Source organism: Mycobacterium sp. RTGN4 (genome assembly GCF_033804635.1).
Lineage (GTDB): Bacteria > Actinomycetota > Actinomycetes > Mycobacteriales > Mycobacteriaceae > Mycobacterium.
Genome location: NZ_JAPZLB010000010.1, coordinates 135,627 through 149,801, shown reverse-complemented (window position 1 = coordinate 149,801; position 14,175 = coordinate 135,627). Strand labels below are relative to the sequence as shown.

The window sequence follows — 14,175 nt, the reverse complement described above, 5'->3', positions numbered from 1 at the left end:
AAGTCAGACGTGCTGCGGACTGTGATTGATGTCTTTGTGCCGCAATGCCTTCGAGCGATACCGCATCACGGCAAGCTGGCCAACCGAAGGGGTATGACATCGAAGACCCATCCACGAAGTTCCGGAGCTCTGTGAGCACGTTGTCGGTAACCGTAATGCCAACGGTAGCTATAGTACCTAAAATAACAAATTAACCAACCGGCCCATCCAGAGAGGACATCGTGGACTTCTCGTACCCCGCGGAGGTGGAACAGTTCCGCAAGGAGCTGCGCGGGTGGCTGGCTGAGCACCTGACCGACGAGGTCGTGGCGGCGGGTCGCAGCCACGGTAAGGACGCTGGCGCGTTCGACCTACTTCGCGCCTGGGATGCAAGGGTGGCCGACGCGGGCTGGGGTGCGGTGTCCTGGCCGAGGGATTACGGCGGTCGCGGCGCGACCGTACTCGAACAATTGGTCTACGCCGAGGAGACCACCAATGCACGGGCCCCGTTGCCGCTCAACGTGATCGGCCTGAACAACATCGCGCCCGCCATCATGGAGTACGGAACGGAAGCACAGTGCCGGGAGCTGCTCCCGCGGATGGTGCGCGCCGACGATATCTGGTGTCAGGGCATGTCCGAGCCGGAGGCGGGTTCCGACCTCGCCTCGTTGCGCACCCGCGCCGTGCGCGACGGGGAGGGCGACGAAGCCGACTTCCTGGTCACCGGCCAGAAGATCTGGACATCACTCGGGCATCGCGCCGACTGGTGTCAGCTGTACGTGCGCACCGACTCCGAGGCGCCCAAGCACAAGGGCATCTCCTGCCTCATCGTCGACATGCGCTCGCCGGGTATCGAGGTGCGCCCACTGGTCACCCTCAACGGCGCAGCCGACTTCGCCGAAGTGTTCTTCGACGACGTGCGCGTGCCAGCTGACGCCCTGCTCGGCCCGCTCAACGGTGGATGGCGCGTGGCCACCACGACGTTGAGTCACGAGCGCGCCGGGGCGGCCCGACTGTATGCCAGCGTGCGCCTGCAACTGGCCGACCTCGTCGCAGACCTGACGAAGTCGTCCGTCGACGGGCGCCCTGCACTGCAGAATGCTGCGACGCTGCGTCGCCTCGGTGAAATCGCCGTGCGGGTCGACTACCTCGAACTGCTCTGCAAGCGCGCGATCTCGGCCACCCTGCACGGTGGGGACGCGCTCGGCTCGGCCAGTCTGGCCAAGAGCGTGTGGGCCGAGTTGGGACAGGATCTCGCGGTGCTGGCATACGACGTGCTCGGCGCGCACCAGACAGATGGGCGATGGACTGACTACCGGCTGGCGTCGCGCTCGCTCACCATCGCGGGCGGCACCACCCAGATCAACAAGGGCATCACGGCCGTACGAGTGCTCGGGTTGCCGCGATGAGCGCTCGCGCGAAGAGCAAAGGGTACCGCGCATGAACCTCGAACTGACCGACGAACAGACGGCCCTGCGGGACACCGTTCGCCACTTCCTCGCCGAAAAAGCAAGTGTGGCAGTGCATGTGCGTCCATTACTCGACGACTCAACCGGCACCACCGACGAGGTGTGGTCCGGCCTTGCCGCACTCGGCGCAACGGGCGTGCTCGTCGACGAGCGACATGGCGGCGCGGGCATGACGATGGTCGAGGCAGGCATCGTGGCGGAGCAACTCGGGGCGGCTTTGCACCCTGGCCCGTGGCTGTCGAGTGCAGTCGCCGCGCCGCGCGCCCTCACTCGCTTCGGCGCCGAGGACGCGGGTGCGTTGCTGGCGGGCCTCGCCGACGGTTCGACGATCGCGGCGGTCGGCCCGTTGACCGGGCCGCGACCTACCGCGCAGCGGACGGCTGACGGAGTCGTCGTCCACGGTGAGCTCGCGGCCCTACCAGACGCCGCCGCTGCCACCGTGATGCTGGTGCTCGCCGAAGATGCCGACGGAGCGGGACTTTTCACCGTCGATCCCGCGTCGGAGGAGGTGACGCTGACCTTCCGCCCGCAGGTGGATCCGACACGGAAGTTGTTCGACGTCAAGTTGGATGCCGCACCGGCGCAACGGATTGTCCGAGTCTCCGAGGACGCGGTCGCCGGGTTGGTCGACGACGTGCTGATCGCCAACGCCGCCGACGCGCTCGGTGCCGCGCAGGCGGTGCTGGACCTCACCGTCGAGTACGCGAAGGTACGCAAGCAATTCGGCCAGCCCATCGGAAGTTTCCAGGCGATCCAACACCTGTGCGTCGACATGTACGAAACCGTCGAACTCGCGCGCAGCGGAGTCCTCCACGCGTTGTGGGCGGCGGACTCCGCCAGCTCCGAGGAACGACACCTTGCGGCGTTGCGCGCCAAGGCCTTCGCGGGCAGGCTCGCCACGGTCGGCGATACCGCGATCCAGGTCTTCGGTGGAATCGGATTCACCTGGGAGCACGACGCTCACCTCTACGTCAAACGCTTGCTGGGGTGGAGCGCCTATCTCGGCGGATCCGACCGGTATCTCGAAGCGGTCGGCGCCGGCCTGGCAAGTGAAAGTCGCAACAGGGACCAAGAAGGGAACTGACATGTCCGAGGTGCTTAGCGGTGTACGCGTCATCGAGCTGGCGTCGTGGACCTACGTGCCCGCGGCAGGCGCTGCGCTCGCCGACTGGGGCGCCGACGTCATCAAGGTCGAGGATGTCCGCGGCGGCGACCCCGGACGAGCGCTGGTCATCGGAGGGTTCACCAAGGCGGCCGCCCGGGCCCATGTCGACTTCATCCTGGAGATCGGAAACCGCGGCAAGCGCAGCATCGCGCTCGACGTCAAGTCCGACACCGGCCGGGAGTACTTCGGCCGCTTGATCGCCAGTGCCGACGTGTTCCTGACCAACTGGCTGCCCGGTGCGCTAGAGCGGGCGCGGCTGACGGTCGAGGACATTCGTTCGTTCAATCCGAACATCATCATCGCGCGCGGCACCGGCACCGGCGTGCGTGGACCCGACCACGACAAGGGCGGGTTCGACGCGGCTACCTACCTGTCCCGCGGAGGGGTGTCGTACACGATGACGCCGTTCGGCACCGAGCACCCGGCCGTGCAAGGCCCGGGGTTCGGCGACCTGCAGGGCGGTATCACCCTCGCCGGTGGGCTCTGCGCCGCGCTCTTCCATCGGGAACGTACCGGCGAGCCCTCGATCGTCGACTCGTCACTGCTGGCCCAGGCGATGTGGGCCATCGCCCCGTCGATCTCGGTCGCGGACCTGTTCGACATCGACGGCATCCCTGGCGCGCCGCCCGGCTTGGCGATGAATCCGCTGGTCAATCGGTACAAGACGCGGGACGGTCGGTTCATTCAATTGGTCTTCCTGCAGCCCGATCGCTACTGGGCGGGTTTCTGCGGCCGGATCGGCCTCCCGGACCTCGCCGCCGACCCGCGCTTCGTGCCATCGAGCAATCTGATCGCAAACGCCGACGAAGCCACCGCGCTCGTTGGCGCAGCCATCGCAGGGCACGATCTGGAGCACTGGCGCACGGTGCTCGAGGACGAGCCCGGCGTCTGGGCGGCCCTGGCGACACCCAAGGAGACCCTCAACGATCCACAGGTCAAGCCGAACGGTTACGTGGTGCCCAACCAGGATGCGGAGGGCAACGAGTACCAGATCGTGGCCGCACCAGTGCAATTCGACGAGACCCCACCCGCGCCGGCGCGCGCTCCCGAGTATGGGGAGCACACCGAGGAGATCCTGCTCGAACTCGACCTGGACTGGGACGACATCTCGGCGGCCAAAGACCGCGGCGCAATTCTCTAGAGGGAGTACACGACAATGGAGCGACGGACGTTGGAAGCGATCATCTACGAGCGCGAGCCTCCGATCGCGCGGATCATCCTCAACCGCCCAGACAAGGCCAATACCAAGGACGCCGTCCTGGTGCAGGAAGTCGACGCCTGCTTACGGGAAGCCGACCGCGACAAGGAGATCAAGGTCGTGATTCTCAAGGCCAACGGCAAGGGCTTCTGCGGCGGACACGTTGCGCGCTGGGGCCCGGACGAGAACCCGTATCCGGACTTCGGGGACACCTTCGAGGACTTGTACAAGGGCACCGCCGACCTGTTCCTGTGGCCGACGCTGTATCTGTGGGAGTTCCCGAAGCCGACGATCTCGCAGATCCACGGCTACTGCATGGGCGGGGGGATCTACCTCGGGCTGCTCACGGACTTCTGCGTCGCTTCCGAGGATGCGTACTTCCAGATGCCGCTGGCGCAGAGCCTCGGCGAGCCGGGCGGCCACACGATGATCGAGCCGTGGCTGCTGATGAACTGGCATCGCACGATGGACTGGTTGCTCTTGGCCCCAACGCTTTCCGCCGAGGAGGCGCTGGAGTGGGGGCTGTTGAACAAGGTGGTGCCGCGCGACGACCTCGAGGCCACCGTCGAGGAGATGGCCCAGAAGCTCGCTCAGGTTCCGCTGACCACGCTGATGGCCGTCAAGAGCAACGTCAAGCGTGCCTACGAACTCATGGGCATGCGCGTGCACCTGCAAGTCAGCCACATCCTGACCAACATGGTGGGCGCCGCCTCCGACGTTCAGGCGCGACGGGCGGAACTCAAGCAATCGGGGCTGACGCCTCGCGGGTTCACCGAAGGCGAATCCTGACGTTCAAAAGGGCCACCAGAGCCATCTCAACGCAAACCTGCGGCGTGGCGGGCGGCCACGTAGCCGAAGATCGTGGTGTTGGCGATGCTCCCACCCGCGCCCAGATAGGTGCGGCCCATCACCGTGGCGGTGATGTTTCCAGTGGCGTACAAGCCGTCAATCACCTGGTCCTGCTCGTCGATCACCTGTGCGTACTCGTTTGTGATGACGCCGCCGCACGTTCCGACGTCGCCGGGGAAGATCCTGGTCGCGAAGTACGGTGCGCGATCGAGCGGCCCGAGCGCGGCGTTCGGCCGATACCCCGGATCACCGAGGCAGTCGTTGTAGGCAGACTGGCCGCGTCCGAAGTCGGGGTCGAGGCCCTTGGCGGCGAACTCGTTGAAGCGGTTGACTGTCTGCGTCAATTCGTCTGCGGGCACGCCGATCTCGCCCGCGAGCTCGGCCAACGTGGCACCGCGCTTGATGACGCCCTTTTCGATCAGCGCCTCGGGCACGCGGCGCTTCGCAAAGGGATTGGCGCCTACCACGTAACGGCTGACGTACCCCTGGTCGAAGACCTGCCAGCACGGTACGGCCTTGTTGGCATACATCGCCTTGCCGACCTCGACGTAGGAGTTGGACTCGTTGCAGAAGCGCTTGCCCGTGCCGTCGACGTATATGGCGCCAGGGCGCTGACGCCCGGAGCCAAGCGACGCGGCTGACGGATCGGCGATGAAAGCCATGGGCAGCCACCAGGCTTCGTCCAGCAGATCGGTCTTCGCGCCGAGTCGCATGGCCGTCTGCAGCACCTCACCGGTGTCCCCCGCGTTGGCGATCGACCACTTCGCCTCATTGGGCTGGTCGGCGCCGTACTGGCGCCGCATGTCGGCGTTGTGGCCGAAACCGCCCGCCGCCAGCAGGACACCCTTGCGCGCTTGGACGTTCAGCGCAGAACCATCACGGGTGACGCGCGCCCCGACGACCCGGCCGTCTTCGACGATGAGCTCGTCCATCGCGGTGTTCGTCCACACCCGGGGATCACCTCTGCCCAAATCGAGTAAAGCCTTCAGGATCTGACCGACGAAGGACGCCCCGTTGGTGAGGATTTCGCGACGTCGGAGTCGGGCAGCCCTGGTGCGCAGAAACACTCGCGTGGCGACGGCGAAGGCGCGGGGCGACCGGTTGAAGTACTGCACCGAGCGCAATTCGTTGGTCTTCAGCACGAACCCGTAGTTCTTGGCCATCGACGGCTGGACCTTGTCGCTCCACTCCCCAAGGACGGCGGCGTCGAACGGGACGCCCTCGACCGAACGGCCCGCTGCGTTGCCGCCCTTGCTGTTCGGGTAATAGTCACTCCAGCCGGGGCACCGCACCATCCGAATGCCCTTGCGCAGCATGAAGTTGATCATCTCGACGCCTGCGTTGAGGAACATCTCGCGGCGCGCGGGCGAGGAGGCCGGACCGACGTCGCCGATGACGTCGTCGAAGTAGGCCAGCCCGTCCTCGTGCGAATCCGCGATGCCTTCCGACTGCATCAGCGGGTTGTTCGGCAGCCACACCATGCCGCCGGACAATCCCGTGGACCCACCGACGAGGGCTTGCTTCTCGACGATCAGCGGTTCGATTCCGGCGTCGAGCGCCGCCAGCGCGGCCACCAATCCGCCGCCGCCACTGCCCGCGATCAGGAGGTCGACGGACTTGTCCCACGTCACCACGTCGGGACTCGTTCGGTCAGCCCGAGGTCCACGACCGGCACGTCGATGGTGGAGTTCGTCTTCTGTATTGCCGGGACGAGCCGGTCGTAGGGCAATCCGGCCAGGAAGCCGTCGACGACGCGTTCGAAGTTCGAGATCAGCCCCTCGATCTCCGTTGACAGCCGCATGAATTCGAAACCCTTGGCGTGCAGACCTTTTTGCTGCTTCGGCAAGTTGGAGAAGTCCTGGGCCGGAATCGTCGGCCAGCTGGGGTCGTCGGGCGCCATCGGCTCGGGCGCGACGGGCCTGCCCTGCGACTGGTCATCCGGATAGCGGGTCAACGACCAGATCTCGAACAGCGTCTCTTCGGGGCCCAGTGGGCGGATCCGGTACGACGACGCGCTGCTGAACTGCGGCAGCAGAAAGTAATGCGGAAAGCCGAACCTGATCGCGTCAATCATCTTTCGACGGTCGAGGTCGTTCAGGTCGGGAAAGTCGCAACCGCGGGCCCGGTGCCACGCGGTGACCGCATCGTTGACGGCAGCCCGCCACACCGTCATCGCCTCGGCCGGATCGTCCGGCAGCGACATGTGCTGCAGCCCTTCGGCAATGCGGATGTCGTTCTCGTGCGTCATGCCGCCCATGCCGGAGCCCAGCGTCCGCATGACGTGAAGGTTGGCCGCGATGAGCGGGTTCACGGAGGACGGTTCCAGGCCGAACGACGACGGCAGCAGTTGCGGGTGGGTTTGCGGGACGTGGTAGCCCTCCATGAAGGCCGCCGCGGCCAGCTTCCAATTCACCGGAAGCACACACGATTTCCACCATTCGGTCCGAAGCGCGCCGACCTTCCATTCGTCGTGCCGAGAGGCGAACGGCTCAAGACAGTCGAGCAACGGTGGTGCGTCGTTGTCGAGATTGATCCACGCGCACGCACCCCATAGCTCACACCGCACGGGTGTCAGGGCGAGGTCGGCCGCCTCGAGGTTGCCTTCGTCGAACTCCTTGGCGCGCAACACGAACGTGTTCTTGCCCTCGAGGTCCCAGCACCAACCGTGGAACGGGCAGACGAAGCTGCGGCGCGAGCCCTGGCCCTCGACGAGCTTCATGCCGCGGTGCCTGCAAGCGTTGTAGTACGCGCGCACATGCTCGTCGTCGACGCGAACCACGATGATCGACTGGTCGAGAATCTCGTACTCGACGAAGTCGCCGGGTTTCGGGATTTCCTCCAGGCGGCACGCCATCTGCCATACGCGCGGCCAGAACAACTCGTTCTCGAGCGCGTAGAACTCGGGGTCGTAGTACCGCTGTTTGGGAATCCGGTCCACGGCCTGCACCGCCCACGGGACCGGGAGCGGCGTCCAATGCACCGTGTTCGCGTGGCTGACCAACGTGACCCACCCTTCTGCCTCGGCGTCGAGGGACCTTACGATTGGCGACCGGTAGTTGCTATCTTAACAAAAATAGCAAGATCGACTCCATAGGATCACGTGTTCGCCGTGGGTGACACCCACTAGAGTTTTTGTAACATCCCCCGCGCTGCCGCCAGAAGGGAAATCCATGGCCTACGACCCCGACGCGGTACACGCCAAGTACCTCGCCGAGCGCGATCGGCGGCTCGTTCCCGGGCGCGCGGTCATCCGCGATCTGACCCGCGACGAACTGGTCGCCGGATACCGGGCCGACCCCTTCACCCCGTACATAGAACGCGAGCCCATCGCCGACGATCCCGACGTGGTGATCGTCGGCGGCGGAATCGCGGGGCTCCTCGCGGGCGCTCACCTGCGCAAGGCCGGCATCGAGCGCATCCGGATCGTCGATCAGGCCGGTGGCGTGGGTGGCACCTGGTACTGGAATCGCTACCCCGGCGTCATGTGCGACGTCGAGTCCTACCAATACCTTCCGATGCTCGAAGAGCTCGAATACATCCCCACCCGGCGCTACGCGTTCGGCGAGGAGATCCGCCAACACCTAGAGCGGGTCGCCGACCGCTTCGAACTCGTCCCCGACGCCCTGTTCCACACCGGAGTCACCCGGACGATGTGGGACGACGACGCCGGCCGGTGGCAGGTTCACACTGATCGGGGCGACCAGCTCTCCTGCCGCTACTACGTGCTGGCGGTGGGCATCCTCAACCTCATGAAGTTGCCCGCCATCCCCGGCATGGACGACTTCGGAGGGCGGGCGTTCCACACGGCGCGGTGGGACTACGGGTACACCGGCGGCGGACCGGGGCAACCGCTCACCGGGCTGGCGGACAAGGCCGTCGCGCTGGTCGGCACGGGCGCCAGCGGGCTGCAGGCGCTGCCGCCGCTCGCCGAGGCGGCCAAGCACGTCTACGTGTTCCAGCGCACGCCGTCGGCGATCGGGGTGCGCGGAAACCGTCTGACCGATCCGTCCTTCGCCGATGGGCTGGTTCCGGGCTGGCAGAAGGCGCGGATGGACAACTTCCAATCGATCATGCTGGGTAGGCCGGTCGACGGCGACCTCACCGAAGACGGTTGGACGCAGCACTACGCGGCGGTCCAGAACCCGCCTCGGGTCAAGGGCGCGAGCATCGCCGAGTTCATGCGGACCGCCGAGGAACTCGACTTCGGAATCATGGAGGAACACCGGGGGCGCATCGATGAGCTCGTCAACGATCCCGACGTCGCCGCCGCGCTCAAGCCGTACTACCGCTACCTCTGCAAGCGGCCATGCTTCCACGACGAGTACTTCGGCGCGTTCAACCGCCCCAATGTGACGCTCGTCGACTGCCCGACCGGCATCGAGCGGATCACCGAGCGTGGGCCGGTGGTCGGCGGGCAGCAGTACGACGTCGACCTCATCGTCTACGGCACCGGCTTCGAGGCCGAAGTCACGCCGCTGCAACGCCGCGTCGGCCACGACATCGTGGGCCGGGACGGCGTCTCGCTCGCCGAGAAATGGGCCGACGGCGCGGCCAGCCTGTTCGGCATGATGAGCCGCGGCTTCCCCAACATGTTCGTGATGCCCGCGCCGGGGCAACAGTCGGTCGTCACCGTCAACTACACCCAGCTCGCGGTGTTCGGGGCCGAGTTCGTCGCCGGTGTGGTGACGCTGCTCGAGAAGCAGGGCGGAGCGGTGTTCGACGTGAACGCCGCCGCCGAGGCCGACTGGATCCAGCAGATCGTCGACACCTTCGTCGACCCCAGCGCCGTGATGTCGGCCTGCACGCCGTCGCGACTCAACAACGAGGGCGATCCCGGCAGTATCAGGGCACGCGACACCAACTGGGGACGCGGCTTCGGGGACTTCTTCGGCTACCGCGAGTTACTCGAGAGTTGGCTCGCGTCAGGCGAACTCGAAGGGTTGGACCTGACATGAGCGAGCGGCAGCGCGTCGTCGTCGTCACCGGGGGCGGCGGCGGGATCGGAGCCGCGATCGCCGAATCCATCGGCCGCACAGGCGCATTCGTCGTCACGGTCGATCCGTTGGTCTCCGTCGACGGCTCCGAGCAACTCGCCCAACCCGAGCAGACCACCGCAGGTCGCATCGTCGCCGCCGGTGGCGCGGCGCGGGCGTCGGCGGTGTCGGTCACCGACGAAGCGGGCGTACACGAGTTGTTCGGCGGGCTCGCAGACGAATTCGGGGGGCTGGACGCCGTGGTCAACGTCGCGGGTATCAGCCGTCCCACCAGCTTCGCCAAGGGCAGCGCCGACGACTGGCTCAGCGTGCTCGCGGTCCACCTCGACGGCTACCGCAATGTGTTGGGCGCCGCCCTGCCGCTGATGGCGGCGGCCGGACGCGGTCACATCCTCGGCGTCACTTCCGGGTCGGGCTGGCGAGCGGCCGACGCAGGCGCCTACGGCTGCGCCAAGCGCGCCGTGGCCGCCCTCACCTGGCAGCTGGGTCGGCACGCTCCTGCGGGCGTGGTCATCAACGCCATCTCGCCAATCGCCGCGACCCGCATGGTGACCGCCGCGCTGGGCCGCACGCAGCCGACCAACGCCACCGGCGGGCTGTCACTGGGCTCGATGCCCGCTCCGGAACACCTCGGCCCGTTGGGTGCCCACCTGACCGGCGACGCCTTCGATACGTGCCACGGGCGGGTGCTGTTCGCCGGAGGGTCCGAGGTATCGGTGATCGACGAGCCCCGGCTGATCGAGGTGGTGCGCAGCGACGACGTGCCGTCGGCGGCGCACGTGATGGAGGCCGCGAACGCCATCGCCCTGACGCGGGCGGAAGCCAACCAGGTCAGTGGAGGCGGCAGCAACGCCCGCTTCGGAGCGCTGTTCGACTCGCCACCGACCGACGAGCTCCCCGCCACCACGGTGCGGTCATGCGCGGTCTACTCCGACCGGCCAGAGGTGGTGAAGGCCATCGTCGGTGCCCTCGAGGGCCGCGGGGTGGCGTGCCACCTCGTCGAGTCCCCCGCGGCTCTGGCCGACGTCGACGCCCTCGACGCCGTGGTGGTCGCCGGGGCGGGGAGTGCCGCCGCGGCAGGCGACGGTTGGGAGCGCATCCTTGCCGAGCACGACGGCATCGTGGAACGAATCGACTCGGACGCTCAATGGGCTAGGGCCACCGCTGAATTCGTCACGAACAGCGGCCGCCCTGTGCGCCTCGTGACGGTCACCGACGCCACTACCGCGGGCGGACGCAGCCGGGCGCAGGCCTGCGCCCAGCTGGCCAGAGCGGGCCGGAAGGCCACCGGCGACCTGGTCATGCCCTTCGCCGTGAGCACCGAGTCCGACTGGTCCGATTTCCGCGGGCCAGCCGAACTGGTCGCCCACCTGGTGTGCAGCCAGGAGGCCACCGGTCTGGCAGGTGCCGAATTGGTCACGGGCGCTGGCTGGTTCGGGCTGCGCAGCCACCCACGGCCCATCGGCAGCATCAGCTTCGGGGGCCCCGCGGTGCCCAGCTGGTTCGACGACGCGCTCAGAGAGGTCGTACAACCCCGATGACGACGATCCAGGCCAAAGCGCCGCATCGGCCCACCCGAATTGTTGACGCCCATGTCCACCTGTGGGATCCAGCGCGCACCGACTGGTACCCGTACCTCTCCGCGGCGCAAGATGAGCTGAACATGGGCGACGTGTCCGGGATGTCGCGCAATTTCGACCTCCCCACCTATCTGGCCGAGTCCGAGGGCTGGAACGTCGAGAAGCTGGTCAACGTCGCCGCGGCCACCGGCGGGTACTCGGTCGACGAGACGCTCGAACTCGACCGGCGGGCGGACGTCGAAGGCCACCCCGACGCCATCGTCGGCGGTCTACCCCTTACCGACACGGTGGCCGAGGCCGTGGCCCTGCTCGACAAACAGCTTGCTGCGCCGCGCTTGCGGGGCGTCCGACCGATGGGGGGTCCCGAGGGCCACCTTCCGCACGCGGAGGTGCTTCGCGCCCTGCAGGAGCGCGACCTCTTGTTCGAGGTGATGAACCACCCCGACCAGCTGGTGGCCGTCGCCAGGGGGCTTGAGGCGCACGGCGATCTCGTCGTCGTCATCGAACACGCGGGCTGGCCACGCAACGACTCCGACGACGAACGGGCGTTGTGGACGGCGGGCATCGACGCCCTCGCCGGACTTGGCGACAACGTGCAGTGCAAGCTCTCCGGCCTGGCGATGCCACTGCGGTCGATGGCCGTCGATGCGCTGGCGCCCTGGCTCGAGTACGCCATCGAGGCCTTCGGTGTCGACCGTTGCCTGTTCGCGAGCAACTTCCCCGTCGACGGGATGCACGGCAGCTTCGACGAACTCTTTACGTCCTACTCGGTCGTCACCGAAGGCCTCGACGACGAAGCGCGCGACAAGCTCTTCGCAGCCAACGCCGAGCGCATCTACCGCTGCTAGCCCGGGTTCAGGACTTGGGTCGGATCGATTCCTCTTCGACGCCTTGGTCTTTCAACTCTGGCGAAGTGTTCAGGACGGCGGGGCGCAACCGTTCCGGCAGCGCCCACAGGCCCACCGCGGTCAGTGCGACGGCGCCCACCGCGCTTGCGGCGATCACCGCGATGTGCGCCGTCGGGAAGATGTTCTCGACCAGCATGTAGACGCCGAAGAGCAGGAACAACGCCGCCGCGCCGAGCTGAATGAGGCGCTCGGGCAGGTGCTTGCCCAAGACCGCCCCGACCACGATCGCGAGCCCGTCGGCGACCACCATGCCGATGGTCGATCCGATCCACACGCCCACCCAGTCGTGATCGGCGGCCAAGGTGATGGTCGCGAGCATCGTCTTGTCACCGAGTTCGGCAAGCAGGAACGCGGAGAAGACCACGAAGAACGCGGGCGCGGTGGCTTTCTCGGTGCGACTCGCCTCCTCGTCGGTGAGCTTGTCGCCTCGCAACGTCCACAACCCGAAGAAGATGAACATCGCGCCGGCGATCAGGCCAAGCAGGTGGGTTGGCAACGCGGCGCCCAGATAGTGGCCGATGGCGACTGAGAGCACGTGTACCGCGGTGGTGGCGGCCGTGATCGCAGCGAGCACCACCCACCAGCGGTAGCGCAGCGCAAACATCATCGCCACGAGCTGGGTCTTGTCACCCATCTCGGCGACGAAGATGACGGCGAAACTGAGCAGCAGAGCGGCGAGCACCCTTGACTCCTTGATTCGGTGGCTGCCGATCGGGGACATTCCTGCCTCCGGCCGGCAACCGAAACGGTCACTGCGGCCGAAGGTCTCGCCCACCGGCTGCTGTGCCGGTCCGGGTAACCGGGCCATGTTGTGGCCAGTATGTCGACTACCCGATTGGGGGCTACTCCCCTTCGCTGATGGAAGCTTAGCCGCCGCAACCGCGGACTCGCAACTCCAGCGGATCGAATTGCCAACGCTATCAATAGTTTTGGGCACCGGCCAAATGAATTTCGGGAACCCTAATTCAGGCGGACAGCATTGCCGGAATCCTGGGTGTCACGGGCCTTTGAACCGCCGGGACGGACGCAACGTGTCACTGATGCAAGCCCATGCTCGCCGCGGGCGAGCTCACCCGATCGTGAGGATGCTGCCCATGAATAGAAACCTGCCGCTGGCCGTGTGCGCATTCGGGCTGCTGCTCGTCAGCGCCTGCAATCAGAAGCCAACCACCACCCCTGCGGAATCCACCACGGCCAAGGCCACTGGGCCGGCCCACGTCATGGCCGCGCAGAACCCCTTGGGCACCATCCTCACCGACGACCACGGTCGCGCGTTGTATCTCTTCGTCGCGGACACCGGCGCCACCTCGACGTGCGCCGGACCGTGCGCGACGAAGTGGCCGCCGCTGACCACGGCCGGCGCGCCAGTCGCCGGGGCCGGGGTGAATGCCGCGATGCTGTCGACCTCGCCCCGCACCGACGGCACGACGCAACTCACCTACAACGGCCACCCGCTGTACTACTACGACGACGACGAGGGTCCGGGCACCACCAAAGGCCAGGGCGAGAACAGTTACGGGGCGAACTGGTATGTGCTAACCCCGGCCGGAGTCAAGATCGACAAGGACTGACGCCTCAGCCGTTGTGATCCGACGGGCATGTCACGTCGACGTAGGCAACCGTGAACTGCGCCGGATCGATCAGCCGACCGGCGGCATCGACGTTCGAGTCGTTGAGTCCGTGCACGCTGGTGACAGTGCACCGCGGCGACGGCTTACTGACGCCGTTCAGTCGCACCGTGTAACCCTCGGCTTCCAGCTGCTGGACTACCGAATCGACTGACGATCCCCCGGTGGGCGTCGCCCAAGCCGCAGTCGGTGTGGCGAGTAACGAGCTTGCGAACAGCCCTGCGCCCGTCGCGAGGACGGCTCCGGCCCGCCATCGATTTCGGCCCGCAGGGACGCGTAAGTTGCTGGTATTGAACATTTTTGACTCCCTCTCAGTGCTTGATTCGCTTGACTCCAATCTATTGGCGAACCGTGCACCAGACGAGGAACTCATATCGAACGCATATCGACCTGCGACCAATATGA

General features: G+C 66.6%; 12 protein-coding genes. 8 read left to right on the top strand and 4 right to left on the bottom strand.

Translation table 11 applies throughout. The features are described 5' to 3' along the window. The first annotated feature begins 221 nt into the window (after positions 1 to 221). Genes SLQ30_RS21990 through SLQ30_RS21975 form a run of 4 tightly spaced genes read left to right on the top strand, consistent with a single transcriptional unit; the run spans position 222 to position 4,600 of the window. On the top strand, positions 222 to 1,388 hold the full coding sequence (locus tag SLQ30_RS21990) for an acyl-CoA dehydrogenase family protein (protein WP_319448658.1): 1,167 nt from the start codon (positions 222 to 224) through the stop codon (positions 1,386 to 1,388). 31 nt (positions 1,389 to 1,419) lie between these two features. After that, positions 1,420 to 2,532: an acyl-CoA dehydrogenase family protein gene (locus SLQ30_RS21985; protein ID WP_319448659.1), complete on the top strand. Its 1,113-nt coding sequence runs from the start codon at positions 1,420 to 1,422 to the stop codon at positions 2,530 to 2,532. A 1-nt stretch (position 2,533) separates the two neighbouring features. Further along, positions 2,534 to 3,754, top strand: a complete 1,221-nt coding sequence (locus SLQ30_RS21980; protein WP_319448660.1) for a CoA transferase — start codon at positions 2,534 to 2,536, stop codon at positions 3,752 to 3,754. A gap of 15 nt (positions 3,755 to 3,769) precedes the next feature. Then, complete coding sequence (locus SLQ30_RS21975; protein WP_319448661.1) at positions 3,770 to 4,600, top strand: enoyl-CoA hydratase-related protein; 831 nt, start codon at positions 3,770 to 3,772, stop codon at positions 4,598 to 4,600. Between the two features lie 26 nt (positions 4,601 to 4,626). Here the strand turns inward: SLQ30_RS21975 and SLQ30_RS21970 are convergent, their stop codons facing one another. Next, positions 4,627 to 6,294 (bottom strand): FAD-binding protein, encoded by a 1,668-nt coding sequence (locus tag SLQ30_RS21970; protein ID WP_319448662.1) that lies wholly within the window; start codon positions 6,292 to 6,294, stop codon positions 4,627 to 4,629. Beyond that, positions 6,288 to 7,640: an aromatic ring-hydroxylating dioxygenase subunit alpha gene (locus SLQ30_RS21965; RefSeq protein WP_319448793.1), complete on the bottom strand. Its 1,353-nt coding sequence runs from the start codon at positions 7,638 to 7,640 to the stop codon at positions 6,288 to 6,290. Before SLQ30_RS21965 ends, SLQ30_RS21970 begins: the two co-directional genes overlap by 7 nt. 190 nt (positions 7,641 to 7,830) lie before the next feature. Here SLQ30_RS21965 and SLQ30_RS21960 point away from each other — a divergent pair, with 190 nt between their 5' ends. From SLQ30_RS21960 to SLQ30_RS21950, 3 genes are read left to right on the top strand one after another with little or no spacing between them, the layout of a single operon-like run. After that, on the top strand, positions 7,831 to 9,615 hold the full coding sequence (locus tag SLQ30_RS21960; RefSeq protein ID WP_319448663.1) for an NAD(P)/FAD-dependent oxidoreductase: 1,785 nt from the start codon (positions 7,831 to 7,833) through the stop codon (positions 9,613 to 9,615). Next, complete coding sequence (locus SLQ30_RS21955) at positions 9,612 to 11,195, top strand: SDR family oxidoreductase (RefSeq protein ID WP_319448664.1); 1,584 nt, start codon at positions 9,612 to 9,614, stop codon at positions 11,193 to 11,195. The genes SLQ30_RS21960 and SLQ30_RS21955 overlap by 4 nt, the downstream gene beginning before the upstream one ends. Further along, on the top strand, positions 11,192 to 12,082 hold the full coding sequence (locus tag SLQ30_RS21950) for an amidohydrolase family protein (protein WP_319448665.1): 891 nt from the start codon (positions 11,192 to 11,194) through the stop codon (positions 12,080 to 12,082). The genes SLQ30_RS21955 and SLQ30_RS21950 overlap by 4 nt, the downstream gene beginning before the upstream one ends. Positions 12,083 to 12,089: 7 nt before the next feature. Here SLQ30_RS21950 and SLQ30_RS21945 read toward each other — a convergent pair whose 3' ends face one another. Continuing rightward, positions 12,090 to 12,824, bottom strand: coding sequence for a TMEM165/GDT1 family protein (locus SLQ30_RS21945; protein WP_319448794.1), 735 nt, complete (start codon positions 12,822 to 12,824; stop codon positions 12,090 to 12,092). Between the two features lie 412 nt (positions 12,825 to 13,236). On the opposite strand from SLQ30_RS21945, the gene SLQ30_RS21940 reads away from it, so the two are divergent. Next, entirely contained in the window at positions 13,237 to 13,713 is a 477-nt protein-coding gene (locus SLQ30_RS21940) for a hypothetical protein (RefSeq protein ID WP_319448666.1), read from the top strand. Between the two features lie 4 nt (positions 13,714 to 13,717). On the opposite strand, the gene SLQ30_RS21935 is transcribed toward SLQ30_RS21940, so the two are convergent. Next, positions 13,718 to 14,068, bottom strand: a complete 351-nt coding sequence (locus SLQ30_RS21935; protein WP_319448667.1) for a hypothetical protein — start codon at positions 14,066 to 14,068, stop codon at positions 13,718 to 13,720. Between the last annotated feature and the right edge of the window lie 107 nt (positions 14,069 to 14,175).

Coding starts and splice junctions, on each gene's coding strand:
- SLQ30_RS21940 (WP_319448666.1), top strand. CDS start 13,237: ATGAATAGAAACCTGCCGCTGGCCGTGTGCGCATTCGGGCTGCTGCTC.
- SLQ30_RS21980 (WP_319448660.1), top strand. CDS start 2,534: ATGTCCGAGGTGCTTAGCGGTGTACGCGTCATCGAGCTGGCGTCGTGG.
- SLQ30_RS21950 (WP_319448665.1), top strand. CDS start 11,192: ATGACGACGATCCAGGCCAAAGCGCCGCATCGGCCCACCCGAATTGTT.
- SLQ30_RS21935 (WP_319448667.1), bottom strand. CDS start 14,068: ATGTTCAATACCAGCAACTTACGCGTCCCTGCGGGCCGAAATCGATGG.
- SLQ30_RS21985 (WP_319448659.1), top strand. CDS start 1,420: ATGAACCTCGAACTGACCGACGAACAGACGGCCCTGCGGGACACCGTT.
- SLQ30_RS21955 (WP_319448664.1), top strand. CDS start 9,612: ATGAGCGAGCGGCAGCGCGTCGTCGTCGTCACCGGGGGCGGCGGCGGG.
- SLQ30_RS21960 (WP_319448663.1), top strand. CDS start 7,831: ATGGCCTACGACCCCGACGCGGTACACGCCAAGTACCTCGCCGAGCGC.
- SLQ30_RS21975 (WP_319448661.1), top strand. CDS start 3,770: ATGGAGCGACGGACGTTGGAAGCGATCATCTACGAGCGCGAGCCTCCG.